Here is a 20,947-nt window from a genome sequence, read left to right as displayed (position 1 = left end):
AACCTGGCAACGGTTTCCGAAGCCCTTGCCCGCACCCGCGATGACCGTAGGCACCGACCGCTGATGGACGTGTTTCTTTCCTCCCTCGGCATCCTGATGCGCTGGGACGTGGCGCTGGCGCTGCTGGTGGGCTCGATCGGCGGGGTGCTGATCGGGGCCATTCCCGGCGTCGGCCCGGCGGTGGCCATCGCCATCCTGCTGCCGGCCACCTTTTCCATGGACCCGATTGTGGGGCTGACGGTGCTGCTGGGGATCTATGGCAGCTCCATGTATGGCGGGGCGATACCGGCCATCCTGATCAACACGCCGGGCACAGCGGTCAACGCGCTGACCACCTATGACGGCTATCCCATGACCGCCCGGGGCGAGCCGCGCCGGGCGCTGTCGCTGGCCTATTCGTCGTCCTTCTTCGGCGGCATCTTCTCGGTCATCTGTCTGATCCTGTTCGCCCCGGTGCTGGCGAAGGTGGCGCCGATGTTCGGCAGCCGCGAGATCTTCCTGGCCGCGCTTCTGGGCATCGTTCTGGTGATCGTCGCCCATCGCGGCCAGGCGCTGATCGCCGGGGCGCTCGCGGGCTTCGGCATCTGGCTGCAGACCATCGGGATGGAGCCGGTCAAATACACCCAGCGCTACACCTTCGATCAGCCCTTCCTTCAGGGCGGGATCAACCTGATCGTCGTGGTTCTGGGGCTTTTCGCCATCAGCCAGGCCTTCGTGCTGCTGACCGGCGACGACGAGAAGATCCGCCAGCCGCGCCTGCGCGGCCCGCTGTTGCAGGGCCTGCGCGAACTGGCCCGGCATCCGCGGGTGGCCAGCGTCTCGGCCTCCTTCGGGGTGGTGATGGGCATGATCCCCGGGGTCGGCGAGTTCACCGCGCAGTTCATGTCCTACACCTATGCCCAGCGCACCAGCAGGCGGCCGCAGGATTTCGGCAACGGCGCCTCCGAGGGGCTGATCGCGGCCGAGACTTCGAACAATGCCGTTCCGGCGGCGGCGATGGTGCCGCTTCTGGCGCTGGGTATCCCCGGCGAGGCGCTCACCGCGATGATGCTCAGCGTCTTCTACGTCCACAACGTGGTGCCGGGGCCGGGGCTGTTCCAGAACCGGATGGATTTCGTCGTCGCGCTTTATCTGGCGCTGCTGATCCTGAACGTGCTGGTGATGATCTTCCTGCTGTCGGCGACGGGGCTGCTGGTCAAGGTGGTGAAGATCCCCAACCGCTTTCTCGGGGTCTGCGTGCTGACGCTCAGCTTCGTGGGCGTCTACAGCTTGCGCAACTCGGTTACCGATGCGGTGATGGCCGCGGGCTTCGGGGTGCTCGGCTTCGTCCTCAAGCGCCTGTCGCTGCCGATCGTGCCGATCATCCTCGGCATGGTTCTGGGCGGGATCATGGAGGTGAAGTTGCGCGCCGCCATGGCCCGGGTGAAGACGCCGTGGGACTTCATCGACCGGCCCATCGCCTTCATCCTCTTCGTTGTTATCATCATCGTTCTGGCGGTCCATCTGCGCCATGTGCTGCAGGACCGCAAATCGCTCAGGGAGGCCGAATGGAAATCCAGGCACAGATCGACCAGCTTCGGCGCGCGCCTGTCGCGGCGCAGAAAATTCTTGTTGAAGGAACGTGGCAAGGTGGTTCGGGCGCGCCGGTCGAAACTGTCTCGCCAATCGACGGGTCTTTACTGACCACCATCGAACGGGCCACCGCCGGGGATGTGGAGCGTGCGGTGGCCTCGGCCCGGGCGGCGTTCGAGGACGGTCGCTGGTCGCGCCTGCCGCCGGCGGCGCGCAAGAAGGTTCTGCACGCCATCGCCGCGCGGATCGAGGCCGAGGCACTGGAGCTGGCGGTTCTGGGCATCCGCGACAACGGCACCGAATTCGCCATGGCCTTCAAGGCCGAGCCGGGCAGCGCCGCCGCCACCTTCCGCTATTATGCCGAGGCCATCGACAAGGTGCCGGGCGAGGTCGCCCCCACCGCACCCGACGTTCTGGGGCTGGTCCACCGGGTGCCGGTCGGCGTGGTGGGCGCCATCGTGCCGTGGAACTTCCCGCTGATGATCGGGGCGTGGAAGATCGCCCCGGCGCTGGCGATGGGCAATTCGGTGGTGCTCAAGCCGGCCGAGAGCGCCTCGCTGACGCTTTTGCGGCTGGCGCAGATCTGCCTCGATGCCGGTCTTCCGCCGGGGGTGCTGAACGTGGTCACCGGGCCGGGGGCGGAAACCGGCGCGGCGCTGGCCGCGTCGATGGGGGTGGATGTGCTGGCCTTCACCGGCTCGGGCGCGACCGGGCGGCGGCTGCTGGAGGCCGCGGCGGCCTCGAACCTCAAGCGCGTCTATCTGGAGCTTGGCGGCAAGTCGCCCAATATCGTCTTTGCCGATGCGCCCGACCTCGCGCAGGCGGCGAAGGTGTCGGCCAGGGGGATCTTCCGCAATTCGGGACAGGTCTGCGTGGCGGGCTCGCGGCTTCTGGTGGAACGGGCCATCCATGACGACTTCGTGGCGCTGCTGAAGGCCGAGGCCGAGGCGCTGCGGGTAGGCGACCCGCTGGATCCGGGCAGCGACGTGGGGGCGGTGAACTCCGAGGCGCAGCTGGCGCAGAACCTGCGCTTTGTCGAGCAGGCGGCGGCCGAGGGCGGCCAGGTCGTCACTGGCGGCAGGCGCATCCTGGAGGAGACGGGGGGCTTCTACATGGCGCCGACCATCGTCACCGGCGTGCGCCCCGAGGCGACGCTGTTCCGGCGCGAGGTGTTCGGCCCGGTGCTGGCGGTGACCCCCTTCGAGGACGAGGAGGAGGCCCTGCGCCTGGCCAATGGCACCGATTACGGGCTGGCGGCGGCGGTGTGGACCTCGGACCTTTCGCGCGCGCACCGGATGGTGGCGGGCATCCGCGCCGGCGTGGTGCATGTGAACACCTATGGCGGGGCCGACATCACCGTGCCGCTGGGCGGGGTGGGCCAGTCCGGCAACGGGCACGACAAGTCGCTGCACGCGCTGGACAAATATGTGGACCTCAAGACCGCATGGATCCAGCTGTGATGATGAATGCGGGATACGCACCGCCCGGGGCGCGCAGCGTCCCGGGCATGCGCCCACCACGGGCGGGCCCATGCCCTCTTGCATCGCCATGACGCTCTGAACCGGAGATTTCCATGACCACCGAAAGGACCATCCTCGTCGTGGGCACCTACGACACCAAGGACGATGAACTGAACTACCTCTGCGACGTGATCCGGGGGCAGGGGGGGCGCGTGCTGACCATGGACGTGTCGGTGCTGGGTGAGCCTTCGGCGCCCACCGACATCTGCAAGCATGAGGTGGCCGAGGCCGGCGGCAGCTCGATCCCCGAGGCGATTGCCGCGGGCGACGAGAACACCGCCATGCAGATCATGGCGCGGGGATCGGCGGCGAAGGCGCTGGAGCTTTTCCGCGCGGGGCGCATCGACGCGGTGATCGTGCTGGGCGGGACCATGGGCACCGATCTGGCGCTGGATCTGTGCCGCGCGCTGCCGCTGGGGGTGCCGAAATACATCGTCTCGACGGTTGCCTTTTCGCCGCTGCTGCCGCCCGAGCGGTTGCCGGCGGATGTGCAGATGATCCTCTGGGCGGGCGGGCTCTACGGGCTGAATTCGATCTGCAAGGCGTCGCTGTCCCAGGCCGCGGGGGCGGTGCTGGGTGCGGCCCGCGCGGTCGAGCCGCCGCGCCGCGACCGGCCGCTCATCGGGATGACCTCCTTCGGAAAGACGGTGCTGCGCTACATGGTGGCGCTGAAACCGGCGCTGGAGAAACGCGGCTTCGAGGTGGCGGTATTCCACGCCACCGGCATGGGCGGGCGGGCCTTCGAGGCGCTGGCCGCCGAGGGCGCCTTCGCGGCGGTGATGGACTTCGCCCCGCAGGAGGTATCGAACCACCTGTTCGGCGGGCTGTCCGCCGGGGGTGACCGGATGACCAACGCCGGCCGCGCCGGCATCCCGCAGATGGTGGCGCCGGGCTGCTATGATCTGGTGGATTTCGTCGGCTGGCAACAGGTGCCCGCCCCGCTTGCCGGCAAGGAGACCCACGCCCACAACCGCCTGCTGACCTCGGCCGTTCTGGACGCGGCCGAGCGCCGCCAGGTGGCCCGCGCCATCTGCGAAAAGCTGGCCGGGGCGCGGGCGCCGGTGACGCTGCTGCTGCCGCTGCGGGGGTGCAACGAATGGGATCGCGAAGGCGCGCCGCTGCATGACGGCGCCGGGCTGGCCGTCTTCTGCGACGAGATCCGTGCCCGCTGCCCCGACAACGTGACGCTGATTGAGCTGGACGCCCATATCAACGATGCGGGTTTTGCCGAAAAGGTGCTGGAGATCTTCGACGGCTGGGTGCGGGAGGGGATCCTTCAGGCCCGGTGATCGCGACCGGCAACTGCGAAGGTGACGGAACGTCGTGGCGGCGCCTGCCTCTCGGGTACCGATTTTGTCTTGCCCGCGGGCAATCGCGCTGGCTAGTTTCGCCTGCAGATGCGGAACGATATTCCGCTTCGCGGATCGCAGGGGGTGCGGGTCAGCTCCGGGATTTGCCTTGCGGCGGCGCCTGCGATAGGCAGGGTATATAAACGACCGATCGGTCGGTTTATCGGATGCAACATTCGGCCTGCCCACTGCGGGCCTGGGAACGAGAAGGGAAGACCACCATGAGCGAGGCCGTCGAATACGCGCGCGAGGGCGACATTGCGGTGCTGGCGGTGAACAATCCGCCGGTGAACGCGCTGGGGCAGGCGGTGCGCCGGGGGCTGTGGGACGGCATCGAACGGGCCGAGCGCGAAGGCGCGAAGGCGGTGCTGATCCACGGGCTCGGGCGGACCTTTCCGGCCGGGGCGGACATCCGCGAATTCGGCAAGCCGCCGCTGGAGCCCTGGCTGCCGGATCTGTGCAACCGGATCGAAGCCTCGCCGCTGGTGGTGGTGGCGGCCATTCACGGCACTGCGCTGGGCGGCGGGCTGGAGGTGGCGCTGTCCGCCCATTACCGGATCGCGGTGCCCTCGGCCCGGGTTGGCCTGCCCGAGGTGCATTTGGGCATCCTCCCCGGCGCCGGCGGCACCCAGCGCCTGCCGCGGATTGCAGGGGTGGAAAAGGCGCTCGACATGATCACCACCGGCCGCCATGTGGGCGCGCAAGAGGCGCTGGAGGCCGGGATCCTCGACTGTATCAAAGAGGGAGAACCGCGCGACATCGGCCTTGCTTATGCGCGCGAGCTGCTTGAACAGGGGGCAACGCGCCGACCCACGGGCGAGATGCCCGCGCCCGCACCCATCGACTTCGAGGCCGCCATCGCCGCGGTGAAGAAGCGGGCGCGCGGGCAGATGTCGCCGGTCTGGGCGGCGCGGGCGGTGCAGGCGGCCTGCGAGCTGCCCTTCGCCGAGGGGCTCAAGCGCGAGCGCGAGCTATTCACCGAGCTGATGAACTCCGACCAGCGCGAGGGGCTGGTCCACGCCTTCTTTGCCGAGCGCGCCGTGGCCAAGCTGCCCGAGCTGAAGGGGGTGGAGCCGCGCGCGCTGCAGGCGGTGGGCATCATCGGCGGCGGCACCATGGGGGCGGGGATTGCCACCGCGGCGCTGCTGGCGGGGCTGTCGGTGACGCTGGTCGAGATGACCGACGAGGCCGCTCAGGCCGCGCGGGGCCGCATCGAGGGCAACCTCAAGGGCGCCGTGAAGCGAGGCAAGATCAGCGAGGAGAAATTCGCCGAGCTGACCGGGAGGGCGCTGACGCTCACCACCTCCCATGACGATCTCGCGCAGGCCGATCTGGTGATCGAAGCGGTGTTCGAGGACATGGAGGTCAAGAAACAGGTCTTTGCCAAGCTCGATGCGGTGTGCCGGCCCGGCGCGGTGCTGGCCACCAATACCTCCTACCTGAACATCGACGAGATCGCCGCCGCGACCGCGCGGCCGCAGGACGTGATCGGGCTGCATTTCTTCTCGCCCGCCCATGTGATGAAGCTGCTGGAGGTGGTGGTCGCGGACAGAACGGCGCCGGATGTGGTGGCCACCGGCTTTGCTCTGGGCAAACGGCTGGGCAAGGTCTGCGTGCGCGCCGGGGTCTGCGACGGCTTCATCGGCAACCGGATCCTGGCGAAATACCGCACCTGCGCCGACTACATGGTGCTGGACGGGGCCACGCCCTGGCAGATCGACAGGGCGCTTGAGGATTTCGGCTTTGCCATGGGCCCCTATGCGGTGGCGGATCTCGCGGGGCTCGATATCGGCTGGGCGGTGCGCAAGCGCAAGCGCGCCGAAGGCATTGACCCGCGCGCCCGCGATTTCACCTGGGCCGACAGGCTGTGCGAGGCGGGCCATTTCGGCCAGAAGACCGGCAAGGGCTATTACGACTATGCGCAGGGCCCGAAAAACCGCACGCCCAACCCCGAGGTGATGGCCCTGATCGAGGCCGACCGTGCCGCCCAGGGCATCACCCCGCGCGAATTCACCGATGAAGAGATCGTGCGCCGCTACATGGCGGCAATGGTCAACGAGGCGGCGAAGGTGGTGGGCGAGGGCATCGCGCGGCGCCCGCTGGATGTGGATGTGACGCTGCTTTACGGCTACGGCTTCCCGCGCTGGCGCGGCGGGCCGATGAAATGGGCCGACATGGCCGGCCTGCCCGCCCTGCTGGACGACATCCGCAAATGGGCCGAGGAAGACGAATACTTCTGGCAGCCCGCGCCACTTCTTGAACAACTCGTCGCCGAGGAACGGACCTTCGACGACCTCAACAGGGAAAATTCGTGATGAAACAGGCTGTCATCGTCTCTACCGCCCGCACCGGGCTGGCCAAGTCCTTTCGGGGATCGTTCAACCTCACCCACGGCGCCAGCATGGGCGGGCATATGGTGCGCGCGGCGGTGGAGCGCGCCGGCATCGACCCGGCCGAGATCGAGGACGTGGTGATCGGCTGCGGCTTCCCCGAGGGGGCCACGGGCCAGAACATCGCCCGCCAGATCGGCATTCGCGCCGGCCTGCCGGTCACCGCCAGCGGCATGACCGTCAACCGCTTCTGCTCGTCGGGGCTGCAAAGCGTCGCGCTTGCCGCCAATGCCATCATCACCGAGGGCGCGGGCCCCATGGTCGCCGGCGGGGTGGAGAGCATCAGTCTCGTGCAGCCGGAAACGAAGGTGGTCAAGGAGTCCTGGATCGAAGAGCACAAGCCCGCGATCTACATGGCGATGATCGAGACCGCCGACATCGTGGCCGAACGCTACGGCGTCAGCCGCGAATACCAGGACGAATACGCGCTGCAATCCCAGCAGCGCATCGCCGCGGCCCAGGCGGCGGGCAAATTCGCCGACGAAATCGTGCCGATGACGACGACCATGGCGGTCAAGGACCGCGAAACCGGCGAGATCTCGCACCGCGAGGTGACGGTCGATCGGGACGAGTGCAACCGTCCGAACACCACGCTCGAGGGGCTGGCGGCGCTTGAGCCGGTGCGCGGCCCCGGCAACTACATCACCGCCGGCAATGCCAGCCAGCTTTCCGACGGAGCGGCCGCGGTGGTGGTGATGGATGCGGCCGAGGCCGAGCGGCGCAATTTCGAACCGCTGGGCGCCTTCCGCGGCTTCGCCGTGGCCGGCTGCGAGCCGGACGAGATGGGCATCGGCCCGGTTTTCGCGGTGCCGCGCCTGCTGGAGCGACACGGGCTGAAGGTGGATGACATCGACCTGTGGGAACTGAACGAGGCCTTCGCCAGCCAGTGCCTCTATTGCCGCGACCGGCTGGGCATCAATCCCGAGAAATACAATGTCAACGGCGGTTCGATCGCCATCGGTCACCCTTTCGGCATGTCGGGGACGCGGATGGTGGGGCATCTGCTGCTGGAGGGCCGGCGCCGGGGGGCAAAGCTGGGCGTGGTGACCATGTGCATAGGCGGCGGCATGGGCGCGGCCGGGCTGTTCGAGATCTTCTGACGCGGGGGCGGCGCGCCCCGGGCCGGTCGCCGGCCCGGGCGGCATGAGAGGACAGGGCAGTGCCCGGCCCGATGCGGGGGCGGGGGCCGGCCGGCGGGCGGGCCGCCGCAGAAGGCTCCGCCGGGCGGTTCGAGGAGGAGGACGCGCATGGATCTGAACTGGACGCCCGAGGAGCAGGCCTTCCGCGATGAGGTGCGGGCCTTTCTGGATGAAACCCTGACCGATGACATCCGCGCCAGGGTGCGCGGCCACGGGCAGCTGACGAAGGCCGACATGGAGGGCTGGCACGCGGCGCTGAACGCCCGCGGCTGGCTGGCGCCCTCATGGCCGAAGGAATGGGGCGGCTGCGAATGGAGCGCGGTGCAGCGCCACATCTTCGAGGAAGAATGCGCCATGGCCGATGCGCCGCGCGTGGTGCCCTTCGGCCTGACCATGCTGGGGCCGGTGCTGATGAAATACGGCTCGCGCGCGCAATGCGAATACTATCTGCCGCGGATCCTTTCGGGGCAGGACTGGTGGTGTCAGGGCTATTCGGAACCCGGGGCGGGATCGGACCTTGCCAGCCTCAAGACCCGCGCCGTGCGCGAGGGGGATCACTACATCGTCAACGGGCAGAAGACCTGGACCACGCTGGGCCATTACGCCAACCGGATCTTCTGCCTCGTGCGCACCGATCCCGAGGCGGCCAAGCCGCAGGAGGGGATCTCGTTCCTGCTGATCGACATGGACAGCCCGGGGATCGAGGTGCGTCCGATCATCCTGCTGGACGGCTCGCACGAGGTGAACGAGGTCTTCTTCGACAATGTGAAGGTGCCGGTGGAGAACCTTGTCGGGGAAGAGAACAGGGGCTGGACATATGCCAAATACCTGCTGACGCATGAACGTACCGGCATCAGCGGGGTGGGGTTCAGTCGCGCCGGGCTGGCGATGGTGCGGCGCATGGCGCGGGCCGAGATGCACAAGGGGCGGCCGCTGATCGAGAACCCCCATTTCGCGGCCCGCCTGGCGCAGGTGGAAATCGACCTGATGGCGATGGCGACCACCAATCTGCGCATCGTCAGCCAGGCCGCCGCCGGGCAGGCGCCGGGGGTGGAAAGCTCGATGCTCAAGATCAAGGGCACGGTGATCCGGCAGGAAATCAACGACCTCGCCCGCCGCGCCGCCGGTCCCTACGCGCTGCCCTTCCCCTCCGAGGGGCTTGAGGGCGTCAACGAGCCGCCCATCGGCCCCGAAGATGCCGGCCCGGTGGCGGCGCAGTATTTCAACAACCGCAAGCTGTCGATCTTCGGCGGTTCCAACGAGATCCAGCGCAACATCATCGCCAAGGTGAAACTGGGAGGGGGCCGATGAACTTCGAGTTGACCGAAGAACGCCGGATGCTGCAGGATACGCTGCGCCGCTTCCTGTCGGACCGCTACGACAGCGCCACCCGCAATGCGATCATGGCTGCCCCCGAGGGCATGAGAGCCGAAATCTGGTCCTCCCTGGCCGATCTGGGCGTGATCGGCGCGCTGTTTTCCGAAGCGCAGGGCGGCTATGGCGGCGAGGGCTTCGACATCGCGGTGGTGTTCGAAGAGCTGGGCCGCGCCGGCGTGGTCGCACCCTTCCTCGACACGGCGGTTCTTGGCGGCAGTCTGCTGGCCGCGCTGGGCGACGAGCGGCAGCGGACGCTGCTGGCCGAGGTGATCGGCGGCCGCCTGCAGCTGGCGCTGGCCCATTACGAACCGGGCAGCCGTTATGACATGGAACGCGTGGCCACCACCGCTACCGCGACAGGCGATGCGGTGGTGCTGACGGGTGCCAAGGCGGTGGTGGTGAATGCCGAAGCTGCCGGGCACCTGATCGTCTCCGCCCGCGAAAGCGGCGCGGTGGACGACCCGGGCGGCATTTCGCTCTTCCTGGTGCCGCCCGGGTCCAGGGGGCTGACGCTGCGCGGCTATCCGCTGATCTCGGGCGGGCGCGCGGCCGAAGTGACGCTGGAGGAGGTGCGGGTTCCGGCCGCGGCCCGGCTGGGCGCGCCGGGGGCGGGGTTCGAGGCGCTGCGCGCGGCTCTGGCGCGGGCCAATGTGGCGCTTGCGGCCGAGACGCTGGGGGCGATGGAAACCGCTGTGGAGCTGACCCGCGAATACCTGCTGACCCGCCACCAGTTCGGCCGGCCCATCGGCAGTTTCCAGGCGCTTCAGCACCGCTTTGCCGATATTCTGATCGAGCTTGAGCAGGCCCGGTCGGCTGTCATCAACGCGGCGGGTCATCTCGATGCGCCCGCCGATGAACGCGACCGGCAGATCTCGGCCGCGCGCAACCTGATCGGGCGCGCCGGGCGGCTGGTGGCCGAGGAGGCGATCCAGATGCATGGCGGCATCGGTATGACGCAGGAATACGACCTGGCCCATTTCGCCCGGCGCATCATCATGGCCGATCACCGTTTCGGCGACACCGACTGGCACCTGGAGCGATTCATTGAACTCTCGGCTGCCTGAAGAGGGCGCGCGGCCCATCGACAGCGGCGCGCAGGAGATGGTGGGCTATGTCGTGGACATGGCCACACCCGATGGCGGCGCCCGGGTCACGCTGGATCTGGATGCGCGTCACATCAACAGGGTCGGCAGCCTGCACGGGGGCATCGTTGCCATGCTGCTGGATGCTGCGGCGGGCTTTGCTGCCGCCCGGCACTGGGCGGGGGACGAACCGGACGGAGAGGCGCCGCAACTGGTGACCGTGTCGCTGAACATCCACTATGTCGCTTCGGCCGACGCTGGCCGGGTGGTGGCGACGGGCCGGGTCAGCGGCGGCGGCCGCACCCTTGCCCATGCCGAGGCTGAGTTGCGGCATGAGGACGGCCGGCTTCTGGCCACCGCCAGCGGCGTGTTCCGGCGGGTTCGGGGGCAGGCGCGGCCATGACCGGGGGCGGGGCGCGCTGGCACGGTTTTCTCGACCGCCAGGTGGTGGTGCGGCCCGACGCCCCTGCAGTGAGCGACACGACCGGAACGCGCTGGACCTATGCCGAACTGGGCGCAGCCGTGGACGATCTGGCCGACAGGCTGAAACGGGCCGGGGCCCGGCCCGGCGACCGGGTACTGATGCTGTCGGAAAACTGCGCTGCCACGGTCGCGGCGCTGTTTGCCTGCTCGCGTATCGGGGCATGGGCGGTGCCGGTCAATGCCCGGCTGACCGGGCCCGAGATGTCCCGGATCCTCGCGCACGCGCAACCGGCGGTGGCGCTCCTTACCACTGCCGTATCGCCCGATGCGCGCGCCCATGCCCGGCGCCTGGGTGCGCGGCCGCTGGCAGGCGCCTTCGGGCAGATGCACATGGCCACGCCCTGCCCCTCGGCGCCGCCGGAAGCGGATGACGATGTCGCCGTGCTGCTCTACACCACCGGCACCACCGGCACGCCGAAGGGGGTGATGCTGACCCATGCCAACCTGTGCCATGCCGCGCCGGTTTCGGCGCAGGTCCGCGGGCTGGCGGAACGCGACGATATTTGCGGCGTACTGCCGCTGACCCATGTGTTCGGGCTGGCGTCGGTCCTCACCGCCGGGATCTCGGCCGGCGCCCATGTCCGGCTCGAGCCGCGCTTCGGCGTGGCGCGGCTTTACGATATTCTGCACGAGGGGGTGACGGTGTTCTCGGCGGTGCCGCAGATGCACGCGCAGCTGATGGCCCTCGCCCGTGAACGCGGCGTCGAGAGGCTGCAGGGCGGGCGTCTGCGTTATGTCTCCTCGGGTGCCGCGCCGCTGGATCCCGACTGGAAGCGCCGGGCCGAGGCGTTCTATGGCGTGGCCATGCAGAACGGCTACGGCCTGACAGAGACCACCGCCGGCATCTGCGTCACCCGCAACCGGATCGGCGACCCGGACATCTCGACCGGCCCGCCGCTGCCGGGGGCCGAGCTGCGTATCGACGAGTCGGTTCCGGGCGGCGGCGCCGGCACGGGCGAGGTTCTGACCCGTGGACCACATGTGATGAAGGGCTACTACCGCAACCCCGAAGAGACCGCGCGGGTGCTGGACCGCGACGGCTGGTTCCGCACCGGCGATCTGGGGCGGATCGACGGGCGCGGGCATCTGCACATCCTAGGGCGGAGCAAGGAACTCATCATCCATGGCGGCTTCAACGTCTATCCGCCCGAGGTCGAGGCAGCGCTGAACGAACACCCCAAGGTGGTGCAGTGCGCGGTGGTGGGGCGCCGGAAGGGGGGCGACGAGGAGGTTCTGGCCTTCGTTCAGGCTCTGCCCGGCGACATGCCGGGGGAAGAGGAACTGCGCGCCTTCGCCGCCCGGCGTCTTGCCGGCTACAAGCGCCCGGCCCGGATCGTGGTGGCCACGCGCCTGCCGGCCGCGCCGACCGGCAAGATCCTCAAGCACAAGCTCGTGGACGCCTTCGCCGACCGGTTGCGCTGAGCCGGGATCAGGCCATGCGGCCCGTGGCGGCCTCGGCGGCGCGGCGGATTGCGCGGATGTTTTCGCCATAGGGGGCGGGGTTGTCGGCCGATCCGCCCCGGAACACGGCCGAGCCGGCCACCAGCACGTCGGCACCGGCCGCCGCCACCAGCGGTGCGGTCTGCGGCGTCACGCCGCCGTCGATCTGGATATGGACCGGGCGCTCGCCGATCATCGCCCGCAGCCGGCGCACCTTCTCGGTCATGTCGATGAAGCTCTGCCCGCCGAAGCCGGGGTTCACGGTCATCACCAGCACCATGTCGCAGATGTCCAGCACGTGCTCGACCGCCGCGGCCGGGGTGGCGGGGTTGAGCGCCACGCCGGCCTTCATGCCGGCCGCGCGGATCGCCTGGAGCGTGCGGTGGATGTGCGGCCCGGCCTCCACATGGGCGGTGAGCATGTCGGCGCCGGCCTGCGCATAGGCCTCGATCCAGGGGTCCACCGGCGCGATCATCAGATGCACGTCCATGAAGGTCTTCACATGCGGGCGGAACGCCTTCACCGCCGGCGGGCCGAAGGTGAGGTTGGGCACGAAGTGGCCGTCCATCACGTCCACATGCACCCAGTCGGCACCCTGCGCCTCGATGGCCCGGATCTCGTGGCCGAAATCGGCAAAATCCGCCGACAGGATCGACGGCGCGATCTTGATGGAACGGTCGATGGTCATTTCGGTGTCTCCCTGGATGTCGAAGGTTGCGGGCGGGTGCGGTCAGGCCCGGTAGAACAGGTAGCGGTCGGGCGCGATCGTATCCGGGCCCGGGATCAGGCGGAAGCCGACCAGCGGCTGCCCCGAGACGAGATAGCCGCCGGGCACCATCACCCGCGCGATCAGCGGGCTGAGGCGGGCGGCTTCGGCCACGTCCTCTTCCTTGATGCCGAAGCCGAAATCGTAATGGGCCAGCGCGATGCGCGCACCCCGCCGGGCCAGCTCCTCCAGCATCGGCTCGGCCTCGCCCTGGAGAAAATCGGTCTCGGGCGGAATGCAGGAAGGGTGGCATTGCAGCACCCGGTCGATGACCCAGATGCGGCGGTCGGGCAGGATTTCGCGCAGGTGATCGTAAGTGCGCCCGTTGCCAAGCCCCAGATCGACCACGTCGCCTTCCATCCCGGCGATGCGCTCGGCGGCCCAGTTCAGCCCGTCGCGCTGCGCGGCGAGTCTGCGCAGCATGGAATCAAGTCGGCTCATGAGCTTTCGTCCTTTCCGTTGGTCGGCGCCGGGAAGCGCCAGCGCCGGGCCGGTCCGTCCAGCAGGCGGACCAGCAGCGCCTCGACGAAATCCCAGATCTCGTCGTCGTGGACAAGGTGATGGGTGAGAAGGCCGTAAGGTTCGGCGTTGTCGGCCCGCCCCGTGCGCCGCGCGGCAAGCTGCTGCGCAAGCTGCGCCACCAGCGTCTCCGGCTCGGCCAGCCGGCGCGTGGTCTTCCACGCGATGGGGTCGAGATGGGTATTGATGCATGCCAGCCCTGCCGCGGCTTCCCGCTGCGCGCGCGGCGTGAAGGTCGAGACGGCCGCGTAACCCTGTGCCGCCAGCCCGGGCATAAGCGTGGGTGCAACCCGGTTCCACGGTGGCACGAAGACCGGGCGCAGCTGGGCGCCGAAAAGCGCCTTGAGGCGCGCCAGTCCCTGCGCGGTTTCCGCCAGCATCGTTCCGGTCGGGCGGTGGGGGCCGAATTCGGATTTCCTTTCGCCCTTCGGTGCGTGGTTTTCATGGGCCCATCCGTGAACCAACGGGATGAGGCGCGGATCGTCCGCGACCACGCGGCCAAGCGTCGCTTCGGCCCGCTCGGGGATCACCGCCAGGTGCACCGGCATCTCCAGCCGTTCGGCCAGCGCGGCGAGCCTCTCCAGCTGCGGCGTGGGTGCCACCGTATCGTCGTCACGCCACCACAGCGGCAGTTCCAGCCCCTCGGCGCGCCAGCGGTCCAGTTCGCGTGTCAGCGGGCTCCAGTCCGGTCTCATCCGTGTGCCTCCACCATCTCGCGGGTGATGGCCACGGTCCGGGCCGCGCCGTCGAATGCCGGTCCCGTCCCGCTCCTGCGGCCTTCGCCGATGACCCGCGCCACCGCCGCCGAGAGGGCTTCGCCGGTCAGCTCGGCGCTGGGCAGCACGTCGAAGCCCTGCAGGGTGGCCAGACTTCGGGCCCGCAGGCCCTGTTCGACCTCGTTGCCGTCGTCGAAGGGGATCAGCACTGCCGGGGTGCCGGCCTGAAGCAGGTCGAGCGCGGTATTGTAGCCGCACATGCTGACCGAAGCCGCGGCATGGTGCAGCATCTGCCGGAAATCGGGCCGGGCGGGTTCGATGACGACGTTTTCGGGGGGCGCCATGGCGTGAATCTCGGCCAGCCGCGCGCGCCCGCCGCCGATCAGCAGGCGCCAGCGCCGGCCGGGCATCAGGCGGGCCGCCCCGATCGCCGCACGGAAGATCGGCAGCCCCACCGCGCCGCCACCCGCGCTGACGAGGATTTCGTCTTCGCCTGCCCGCTGCGGGTGCGGTTCGGCCGGCGGCGGGGCCACATAGCCGGTGTAGCGCAACCGACCCTCCAGCCGATCGGTGACCGGCCAGCTGACTGCAAGCGGCGTCATGCGCGGGTCGGAATGAACCAGCACCGCATCATAGCGTTCGAGCACGATCTGCTCGGTGCGGGCGGCTTTCTCGGGCCGCGACGGGGGCGCGAGGATATCGCGGATCGAGGACAGCAGACGCGGGCGGCGGGGCAGGTCCCGCGCCGCATCGAGCAGGGCGAGAAATTCCCCGCTCAGCGCTCGGCGGCCGAACGGGAACAGTTCGGTGATGAGCGCATCGGGGGCAAAATCCCTGATCGCGCTGCACAGCGTATCGCGCCGGGCGGCGAACAGGCGGGCGTCGGCCTGTGCCCCGGTAGCGTCGAGCAGGCGGGAAAAGTCGGTCCCGTCCGACCGCAGCGGCGGCAGTTGCAGAAGGGGCACCCCATGCGTGGCAAGATGAGGCGCGGGCATCCCCCCCGAGGCCAGCAGCACCCGGTGCCCGGCCTCGGCAAAGGCCCGGCCAAGCGTCAGCGCCCGGCTCAGATGGCCGGTGCCAAGCAGATGGGTGACTGCGATCATCATCTTCACGGGGCGTCCTTTCGCGGCCGCAGCCGGAGCAGTTCGGGTTCGGCGGACAGCCGGTCGCCCTCGGCCCGCAGGATGTAAAGGCGGTTGCGCTTGATGCGGAACGGGGCGGGGCCGTCGAAGTTCCAGCCATGGGCGCGCGCCAGCAGAACCCGCATGACACCGATATGGCACACCGCCACCGCGTCGCGGTCAAGCCGCTCCAGCCAGCCCCGCAGCCTTGCCCACAGATCGGCGGGGCTTTCGCCGCCCGGCGGGCGCCAGTCCCAGCCCCAGTCCTCGACATGGCGAAAGCCGCTGCCCGGCTCGGCCAGAAGATCGGCGCCGCGGCGTCCTTCCCACCGTCCCCAGTTCATTTCGGTCAGTTCCGGCGCGGTGCGCGGGTCGCGGCCGGCGACCAGCCGGGCGGTCTCTCGCGCGCGGGAGAGCGGGCTGGACCACAGCTCGGCCCGGTCCCACGGGTCCGGCAGGCGCAGCCGGGAAAGATCCGCCCGCGCCTGCGCGTCCAGCGCGGTGTCGCTGCGCCCCTGGATGCGGCCGGCGCGGTTCCATTCGGTATGGCCGTGGCGCAGCAGGGCAAGGCGGATCATGGGGCGGTCTCCAGCAACGGTGTCACGGTTTTCCAAAATCTGCGCGTGGCGGCGCCGATCAGGTGTTTCCGCGCCACCATGTCCCGCGCCGCGGCGCCGGTCTTGCGCCGCAGGCTGGGATTGTCCAGCATCTCCTGCACCCGCGCCGCCAGCGCCGCCGCCCCCTCGCGCGGCCCGGGGTGCCCGCCGGGCAGTACCACGTCGCGCACGCCGGGGCGGTTCTGGGCCACCACCGGCAGCCCGGCGGCCTGGGCCTCCAGATAGACCATGCCGAAGGCTTCGCCGGCGCCGGGCCACAGCAGCAGCGAAGCGCGGGTATAGGCGCGGTCCAGCGCGGCGCGGTCCAGCTGGCCCAGGAACCTCACGCGCCCGGCAAAGGGGGCCATCAGGGCCTCGACCTGCGCCCGCGCCGGGCCGTCTCCGGCGATGTCCAGCCGCCAGTTGCCGCGCAGATGGGCCAGGGTTTCGGCGATGATCCGGTACGAGGCCAGCTTGTCGCCCGGCCGCATCATGCCCGCCGCCAGCATCGGGCCGTCGCAGGAGGACGGAGGCGGCAGGGTCTCGACCGGCAGGAAGGGGCGCAGGCGCACCAGCCGCTGGCCCTCGGTCCGGTGGCGCTTGATCGTGATCAGATCGTGCGAGGTCAGGTAGAAGATCACCCGCGCCGCGTCGCAGGCTGCTTCGGCGGCCTCGGCAAACCGTGCCCAGGGGCCGGTCAGGCGCTTGCGCGCGCGGGTGGATTCGATCTGCACATAGGGAATGCCCAGTATCCGGCTCATCTCGGGGCCGATCAGGTCCGGGGCCTTGTAGTAGTTGTGATAGGTCACCCAGAGCGCGGGCCTTGCGTCCCGCAATTCGCGGCTCAGGCGGGCGATTTCGCCTTGTGCCGCGCGCCGGGCTTCGGCCTGGCGGTCCGGGTCGCCGGTCTTGTCATGGACGCCCAGCTCGGACACCAGATCGACTGCTGCGCCGCCGGCTTCGAGCGCCGCCATCAGGTTGCGGGCCATTTCCCGGTCGCCAGAGGGGATCGGGCTGCGGGGGGATTTCATCGGCGCGTAGAAGGCCAGCCGGGTCATGCGGCGCGATCCATGACGAGGTGCGCCAGGCGGTCGGACAGGCGCGCGATGCCGGAATCCATTCCGAATTCGGCGCGCAGGCACTCATGCGCGGCCCCGGCCAGCCTGGTGGCGCGGGCGGGATCGGTGGTCAGCGCGGCGATGGCCTCGGCCAGCGCGGCGGGCGTGCCGTCGGTCAGCAGCCCGTGGCGGTCGTGGGTGATGAATTCGGGGATTGCGGCGACGGTCGTGGAGATGATCGGCAGCTTCTGCGAGGCTGCCTCCATCAGCACGTTGGGCAGCCCGTCGCGGTCTCCGTCGCCGGCGATGCGGCTGGGCAGGACGAACAGGTCCGCCGCGCGCATGGCGGCGATCACCTCGGGCTGATCGCTCGGGCCGCGCCAGTCGATGCGGGCCGACAGCCCGGCGGCTTCGGCCTGCGTGGCCAGCTTGTCCGCCAGCGGCCCGCCGCCGATATGGGTCCAGCGCCAGTCGAGACCGGCCGGCAGAAGGGTCAGCGCCTCGATCAGCCGGTCGAACCCCTTCTTCTCGACCAGCCGCCCCACCGACAGCAGGCGCAGCGGCGCATCGGGACGGCGCGGGGCGCGCGCGGGCGGCTCGGGAAAGCGCGACAGGTCCAGCCCGTGATAGATCAGCTCGATGCGCGCCGGATCGTCGGCGAGTTTGCGCAGGTGCCGGGCCCCGTATGCGGTGCAGGTCGTCCCGAACGTCGCGCCGTGGGTCGCTGCCGAGAGCTTTTCGCGCTTTTCCCATTCGGGCGAGGTCCAGATGTCCTTGGCATGGGCCGAGAAGGCCCAGGGCAGGCCGCGCATGATCGCGGCATAGCGGGCGACCGAGGACGGCGTGTGCAGGAAATGAGCATAGAGCGCCCGCGTGCCGGCGGGCAGTTCGGCGGCCAGAACGCAGGCCTGGCCAAAGCGGCGAATGCGGTTGGTGGAGGGGTCGCGGCGCAGGTCGGCGCGCCACGCGGCCCGGGCTTCGGCATAGCCGGGCAGGGCGCGTGCGGCTGCCCGGGCGCGCCAGACGCGGTCAGACTCTTCGTGGAGATACTCCGGCAGATAGCGCACCGGCGCGGCCAGCCGGTCGTGCAGCGGGTGGCGCTTGATGTCGGTGGGGCGGCGCAGCGACCAGATCTCGAATCGGTGCCCGCGTGCCTCCAGCGCCACCAGTTCCTGCGCGATGAAGGTTTCCGAAAGCCGCGGCCAGCCCTTCACCAATACCGCGAGCGGCGGGGAATTTCCGGTCATTCGGCAGCCTGTCTTGCAAGCCCGGACAGGAGCGACTCGATCCGTGCCGTCACGCAGTCGAGCCCGTCCAGCAGGCCGGTGCCGATGGATTCCGAGGGCAGCGGTTGCGACGGCAGGTCGCGGATGGCGCCGATCATGGCCTCGGGGGTCAGCCCGTCGCGGTTCTCGTCCAGCATCCTGACCAGCCCCAGTTCCTCGGCGCGGCTGGCGCGGATCCACTGCTCCAGCCGCGGCACCGTGCGCGGCACGATGACCGCCCGCTTGTCGAAGGAAAGCACCTCGCAGAAGGTGTTGTAGCCGCCCATGCAGACAACCCCGGAGGCGCCGGCGTAAAGCGTTTCGATCTCGGAATCGAAGCCGGTCGCCGTGACCCGTCCGCCCAGCCGCTTGACGCGGGTTTCGAATTCGGCGCGCGTGTCGCCGGACAGGAACGGGCCATAGACGATGATGGCGCGGGGCGAGAGGGTCGGGTCGCGCTCATAGGCGGTCAGGACCAGATCGACCAGCGCCGCGCCATCTCCGCCTCCGCCGGGCGTGACAAGGATGTAGGGCCGTCCTGGCGGGGCGTTGAGCGAGGCAAGCTCGCGTCGCAGATAGCCGGTCCAGTGCATGCGCGCCCTGACATCGGGGCCGAGATCCAGACCGGATATCGGATCATAGACCGAGCGGACACCGTAGATCCAGATTTCGTCGTAATAGGTTTCGGTGGCACGGTCGGCGCCCTTGCGCGCCCATTCCGAGGCAAGGACGCCGGGTTCGTCCAGCACGTCGCGCAGGCCGAGGACGATTCGCGTCCTTCCGCGCCGCATCAGGTCGTCCAGCGTCGGCAGAAGTTCGCCGCGAAAGCCCGTGGGCTCCTTGTCCACGATCAGGATATCTGGTTCGAACCGTTCCGCCGTCGCCCGGATCAGCCCGGCGCGCAGGTCGGTGACTTCGTCGATATCCATGCCGATGGTGCGCGAGGCATAGGTGCCGTCGCTGAGCTTGGTCACGCCCGGCAGCCGGACGTGATCGACGCGCGGCGGAAAGGTGAACCGCCCGGCGATGGGCGAGCCGGTCAGGATCAGTGCCGAGGCGGACGGATCAGCCCGCGTGATTGCCGAGGCCAAGGCCCGCGAACGGCGCAGGTGGCCCAGGCCGAAGGTGTCGTGGCTGTAGAGCATGATACGCGGCGTCCGCTTGCCGCCATGGGCCCTTCCCCTGCCTGTCGTCCCGTCCATGATCCCGCCTAAAGCCTGAGGTCGGCGCCCGACTTGCCGAAAACGCCCTTGATATCATACAGAACCGCGCCCGGTTTTCCCAACGCCCGAATGGCCGCACTGCCCATTTCGACGAACTTCCGATGCGCAACCGCGACCACGATGGCGTCATATGTTCCGGGGCGGGGGCTCTTCACCGGCGAGATCGCGTATTCCGCCTGCACGGCCTCGGGGTCGATCCAGGGGTCATGCACGTCCGCCTGCACCGAGTAGGCGGCCAGCTCGGACAGGATGTCGGCAACCCGCGTGTTCCGGGTGTCGGCACAGTTCTCCTTGAAGGCGAAGCCCATGACCAGAACCCGTGCCCCGGCCGGGTTGATGCCGCGTGCCAGCATCGCCTTGATCAGCTCCTGCGTGACATGCCGGCCCATGTTGTCGTTGATCCGCCGCCCGGCGAGGATCACCTCGGGGTGATAGCCCAGCTGCTCGGCCCGCCATGTCAGATAGTAGGGATCCACCCCGATGCAGTGGCCGCCGACAAGCCCGGGGCGGAAGGGAAGGAAGTTCCACTTGGTTCCGGCCGCCTCAAGCACCTCCAGCGTGTCCAGCCCCAACCGCGAGAAGATCAGCGCGAACTCGTTGACCAGCGCGATGTTGAGATCCCGCTGGGTGTTCTCGATCACCTTGGCGGCCTCGGCCGTGGCGATCGAGCCGGCCCGGTGCAGCCCGGCCCTGACCACGGGGGCATAGATGGCCTCGACCCGGTCCAGCGTTTCCTCGTCCTGGGCCGAGATGATCTTCACCACGCTTTCCAGGGAATGTTCCGCATCGCCCGGATTCACGCGCTCGGGCGAATAGGCCAGCTTGAAATCCTCGAAGGCGCGCAGCCCGCTGGCTTCGGCAAGCGCGGGGGCGCAGATCTCTTCGGTGACGCCGGGATAGACCGTGGATTCGACGATAACCAGCGCGCCGGGGCGCAGATGCGGCGCAATCGTCGCGCAGGCGCCGCGCAGCGGGCCCAGATCGGGCGCCTTGGCATCGGTGATCGGGGTCGGCACCGCGACGATGAAGGCGGTGGAGCCGGCCAGGTCGGCGGGGTCGCTGGTAAAGCGGGCCTTGCTGTCGCGCAGCGACGCTTCGGCGATTTCACCGTTGCGGTCGCGCCCCGCGCGCAGGGCCGCGACATGCGCCGGGTCGGTGTCGAAGCCCACCGTGTCGAAGCCCGCCCGCGACAGGGCCAGCGCCAGCGGCAGGCCGACATAGCCCAGGCCGAGGACGGCGATCCTTTCCGATCCGTTCAGATTTGCCATGTTCCGATCAGTCCCGCCCCCTGCGGCCTCGTCCCGTGTTAGTCAAACCCGGCGGATTTGAAA

The 20,947-nt window shown here is 69.4% G+C and carries 18 protein-coding genes; 9 read left to right on the top strand and 9 right to left on the bottom strand.

Annotated elements, in window-relative coordinates:
* The first annotated feature begins 63 nt into the window (after nucleotides 1-63).
* From ACZ5CM_RS14190 to ACZ5CM_RS14150, 9 genes are all read left to right on the top strand, one after another.
* A complete protein-coding gene (locus ACZ5CM_RS14190) occupies nucleotides 64-1,683 on the top strand; it encodes a tripartite tricarboxylate transporter permease (RefSeq protein ID WP_464639546.1) in 1,620 nt (539 codons plus the stop codon).
* Between the two features lie 5 nt (nucleotides 1,684-1,688).
* On the top strand, nucleotides 1,689-3,032 hold the full coding sequence (locus tag ACZ5CM_RS14185) for an aldehyde dehydrogenase family protein (protein WP_464642626.1): 1,344 nt from the start codon (nucleotides 1,689-1,691) through the stop codon (nucleotides 3,030-3,032).
* A 113-nt stretch (nucleotides 3,033-3,145) separates the two neighbouring features.
* Nucleotides 3,146-4,381: a Tm-1-like ATP-binding domain-containing protein gene (locus ACZ5CM_RS14180; protein ID WP_464639544.1), complete on the top strand. Its 1,236-nt coding sequence runs from the start codon at nucleotides 3,146-3,148 to the stop codon at nucleotides 4,379-4,381.
* Nucleotides 4,382-4,662: 281 nt separating this feature from the next.
* Nucleotides 4,663-6,756 carry an FAD-dependent oxidoreductase gene (locus ACZ5CM_RS14175; protein ID WP_464639543.1) on the top strand — a complete coding sequence of 698 codons (2,094 nt, stop codon included), beginning with the start codon at nucleotides 4,663-4,665 and terminating at the stop codon, nucleotides 6,754-6,756.
* On the top strand, nucleotides 6,756-7,931 hold the full coding sequence (locus tag ACZ5CM_RS14170) for an acetyl-CoA C-acyltransferase (protein ID WP_464639541.1): 1,176 nt from the start codon (nucleotides 6,756-6,758) through the stop codon (nucleotides 7,929-7,931). Before ACZ5CM_RS14175 ends, ACZ5CM_RS14170 begins: the two co-directional genes overlap by 1 nt.
* Nucleotides 7,932-8,078: 147 nt before the next feature.
* Nucleotides 8,079-9,281 (top strand): acyl-CoA dehydrogenase family protein, encoded by a 1,203-nt coding sequence (locus ACZ5CM_RS14165; protein WP_464639539.1) that lies wholly within the window; start codon nucleotides 8,079-8,081, stop codon nucleotides 9,279-9,281.
* Nucleotides 9,278-10,411: an acyl-CoA dehydrogenase family protein gene (locus tag ACZ5CM_RS14160; RefSeq protein ID WP_464639537.1), complete on the top strand. Its 1,134-nt coding sequence runs from the start codon at nucleotides 9,278-9,280 to the stop codon at nucleotides 10,409-10,411. Before ACZ5CM_RS14165 ends, ACZ5CM_RS14160 begins: the two co-directional genes overlap by 4 nt.
* Nucleotides 10,392-10,832, top strand: a complete 441-nt coding sequence (locus tag ACZ5CM_RS14155) for a PaaI family thioesterase (RefSeq protein WP_464639535.1) — start codon at nucleotides 10,392-10,394, stop codon at nucleotides 10,830-10,832. Before ACZ5CM_RS14160 ends, ACZ5CM_RS14155 begins: the two co-directional genes overlap by 20 nt.
* Entirely contained in the window at nucleotides 10,829-12,334 is a 1,506-nt protein-coding gene (locus tag ACZ5CM_RS14150; RefSeq protein WP_464639533.1) for a class I adenylate-forming enzyme family protein, read from the top strand. Before ACZ5CM_RS14155 ends, ACZ5CM_RS14150 begins: the two co-directional genes overlap by 4 nt.
* A 7-nt stretch (nucleotides 12,335-12,341) precedes the next feature.
* Here the strand turns inward: ACZ5CM_RS14150 and rpe are convergent, their stop codons facing one another.
* From rpe to ACZ5CM_RS14105, 9 genes are read right to left on the bottom strand one after another with little or no spacing between them, the layout of a single operon-like run.
* Nucleotides 12,342-13,040 (bottom strand): ribulose-phosphate 3-epimerase, encoded by a 699-nt coding sequence (gene rpe, locus ACZ5CM_RS14145; protein WP_464639531.1) that lies wholly within the window; start codon nucleotides 13,038-13,040, stop codon nucleotides 12,342-12,344.
* 42 nt (nucleotides 13,041-13,082) lie between these two features.
* Entirely contained in the window at nucleotides 13,083-13,559 is a 477-nt protein-coding gene (locus ACZ5CM_RS14140; RefSeq protein WP_464639530.1) for a class I SAM-dependent methyltransferase, read from the bottom strand.
* Nucleotides 13,556-14,332, bottom strand: a complete 777-nt coding sequence (locus ACZ5CM_RS14135; RefSeq protein ID WP_464639529.1) for a polysaccharide deacetylase family protein — start codon at nucleotides 14,330-14,332, stop codon at nucleotides 13,556-13,558. Before ACZ5CM_RS14135 ends, ACZ5CM_RS14140 begins: the two co-directional genes overlap by 4 nt.
* Nucleotides 14,329-15,465: a glycosyltransferase family protein gene (locus ACZ5CM_RS14130; RefSeq protein ID WP_464639527.1), complete on the bottom strand. Its 1,137-nt coding sequence runs from the start codon at nucleotides 15,463-15,465 to the stop codon at nucleotides 14,329-14,331. The genes ACZ5CM_RS14135 and ACZ5CM_RS14130 overlap by 4 nt, the downstream gene beginning before the upstream one ends.
* Nucleotides 15,462-16,052: a histidine phosphatase family protein gene (locus ACZ5CM_RS14125; protein ID WP_464639525.1), complete on the bottom strand. Its 591-nt coding sequence runs from the start codon at nucleotides 16,050-16,052 to the stop codon at nucleotides 15,462-15,464. Before ACZ5CM_RS14125 ends, ACZ5CM_RS14130 begins: the two co-directional genes overlap by 4 nt.
* Nucleotides 16,049-17,128: a glycosyltransferase family 4 protein gene (locus ACZ5CM_RS14120; protein WP_464639523.1), complete on the bottom strand. Its 1,080-nt coding sequence runs from the start codon at nucleotides 17,126-17,128 to the stop codon at nucleotides 16,049-16,051. The genes ACZ5CM_RS14125 and ACZ5CM_RS14120 overlap by 4 nt, the downstream gene beginning before the upstream one ends.
* Nucleotides 17,125-18,375, bottom strand: coding sequence for a glycosyltransferase family 4 protein (locus ACZ5CM_RS14115; protein ID WP_464639521.1), 1,251 nt, complete (start codon nucleotides 18,373-18,375; stop codon nucleotides 17,125-17,127). Before ACZ5CM_RS14115 ends, ACZ5CM_RS14120 begins: the two co-directional genes overlap by 4 nt.
* Nucleotides 18,372-19,595 carry a glycosyltransferase family protein gene (locus ACZ5CM_RS14110; RefSeq protein WP_464639519.1) on the bottom strand — a complete coding sequence of 408 codons (1,224 nt, stop codon included), beginning with the start codon at nucleotides 19,593-19,595 and terminating at the stop codon, nucleotides 18,372-18,374. Before ACZ5CM_RS14110 ends, ACZ5CM_RS14115 begins: the two co-directional genes overlap by 4 nt.
* 8 nt (nucleotides 19,596-19,603) lie before the next feature.
* Nucleotides 19,604-20,884 (bottom strand): nucleotide sugar dehydrogenase, encoded by a 1,281-nt coding sequence (locus ACZ5CM_RS14105; protein ID WP_464639517.1) that lies wholly within the window; start codon nucleotides 20,882-20,884, stop codon nucleotides 19,604-19,606.
* Between the last annotated feature and the right edge of the window lie 63 nt (nucleotides 20,885-20,947).

The organism is Piezobacter thermophilus, from assembly GCF_055386745.1.
This window is presented reverse-complemented; position numbering and strand designations above follow the sequence as displayed.

Excerpts from the sequence above, each read along its gene's own strand:
- ACZ5CM_RS14190 (WP_464639546.1), top strand. The coding sequence starts at position 64 with ATGGACGTGTTTCTTTCCTCCCTCGGCATCCTGATGCGCTGGGACGTG.
- ACZ5CM_RS14180 (WP_464639544.1), top strand. The coding sequence starts at position 3,146 with ATGACCACCGAAAGGACCATCCTCGTCGTGGGCACCTACGACACCAAG.
- ACZ5CM_RS14175 (WP_464639543.1), top strand. The coding sequence starts at position 4,663 with ATGAGCGAGGCCGTCGAATACGCGCGCGAGGGCGACATTGCGGTGCTG.
- ACZ5CM_RS14170 (WP_464639541.1), top strand. The coding sequence starts at position 6,756 with ATGAAACAGGCTGTCATCGTCTCTACCGCCCGCACCGGGCTGGCCAAG.
- ACZ5CM_RS14165 (WP_464639539.1), top strand. The coding sequence starts at position 8,079 with ATGGATCTGAACTGGACGCCCGAGGAGCAGGCCTTCCGCGATGAGGTG.
- ACZ5CM_RS14160 (WP_464639537.1), top strand. The coding sequence starts at position 9,278 with ATGAACTTCGAGTTGACCGAAGAACGCCGGATGCTGCAGGATACGCTG.
- ACZ5CM_RS14150 (WP_464639533.1), top strand. The coding sequence starts at position 10,829 with ATGACCGGGGGCGGGGCGCGCTGGCACGGTTTTCTCGACCGCCAGGTG.
- rpe (WP_464639531.1), bottom strand. The coding sequence starts at position 13,040 with ATGACCATCGACCGTTCCATCAAGATCGCGCCGTCGATCCTGTCGGCG.
- ACZ5CM_RS14140 (WP_464639530.1), bottom strand. The coding sequence starts at position 13,559 with ATGAGCCGACTTGATTCCATGCTGCGCAGACTCGCCGCGCAGCGCGAC.
- ACZ5CM_RS14135 (WP_464639529.1), bottom strand. The coding sequence starts at position 14,332 with ATGAGACCGGACTGGAGCCCGCTGACACGCGAACTGGACCGCTGGCGC.
- ACZ5CM_RS14125 (WP_464639525.1), bottom strand. The coding sequence starts at position 16,052 with ATGATCCGCCTTGCCCTGCTGCGCCACGGCCATACCGAATGGAACCGC.
- ACZ5CM_RS14120 (WP_464639523.1), bottom strand. The coding sequence starts at position 17,128 with ATGACCCGGCTGGCCTTCTACGCGCCGATGAAATCCCCCCGCAGCCCG.
- ACZ5CM_RS14115 (WP_464639521.1), bottom strand. The coding sequence starts at position 18,375 with ATGACCGGAAATTCCCCGCCGCTCGCGGTATTGGTGAAGGGCTGGCCG.
- ACZ5CM_RS14110 (WP_464639519.1), bottom strand. The coding sequence starts at position 19,595 with ATGGACGGGACGACAGGCAGGGGAAGGGCCCATGGCGGCAAGCGGACG.
- ACZ5CM_RS14105 (WP_464639517.1), bottom strand. The coding sequence starts at position 20,884 with ATGGCAAATCTGAACGGATCGGAAAGGATCGCCGTCCTCGGCCTGGGC.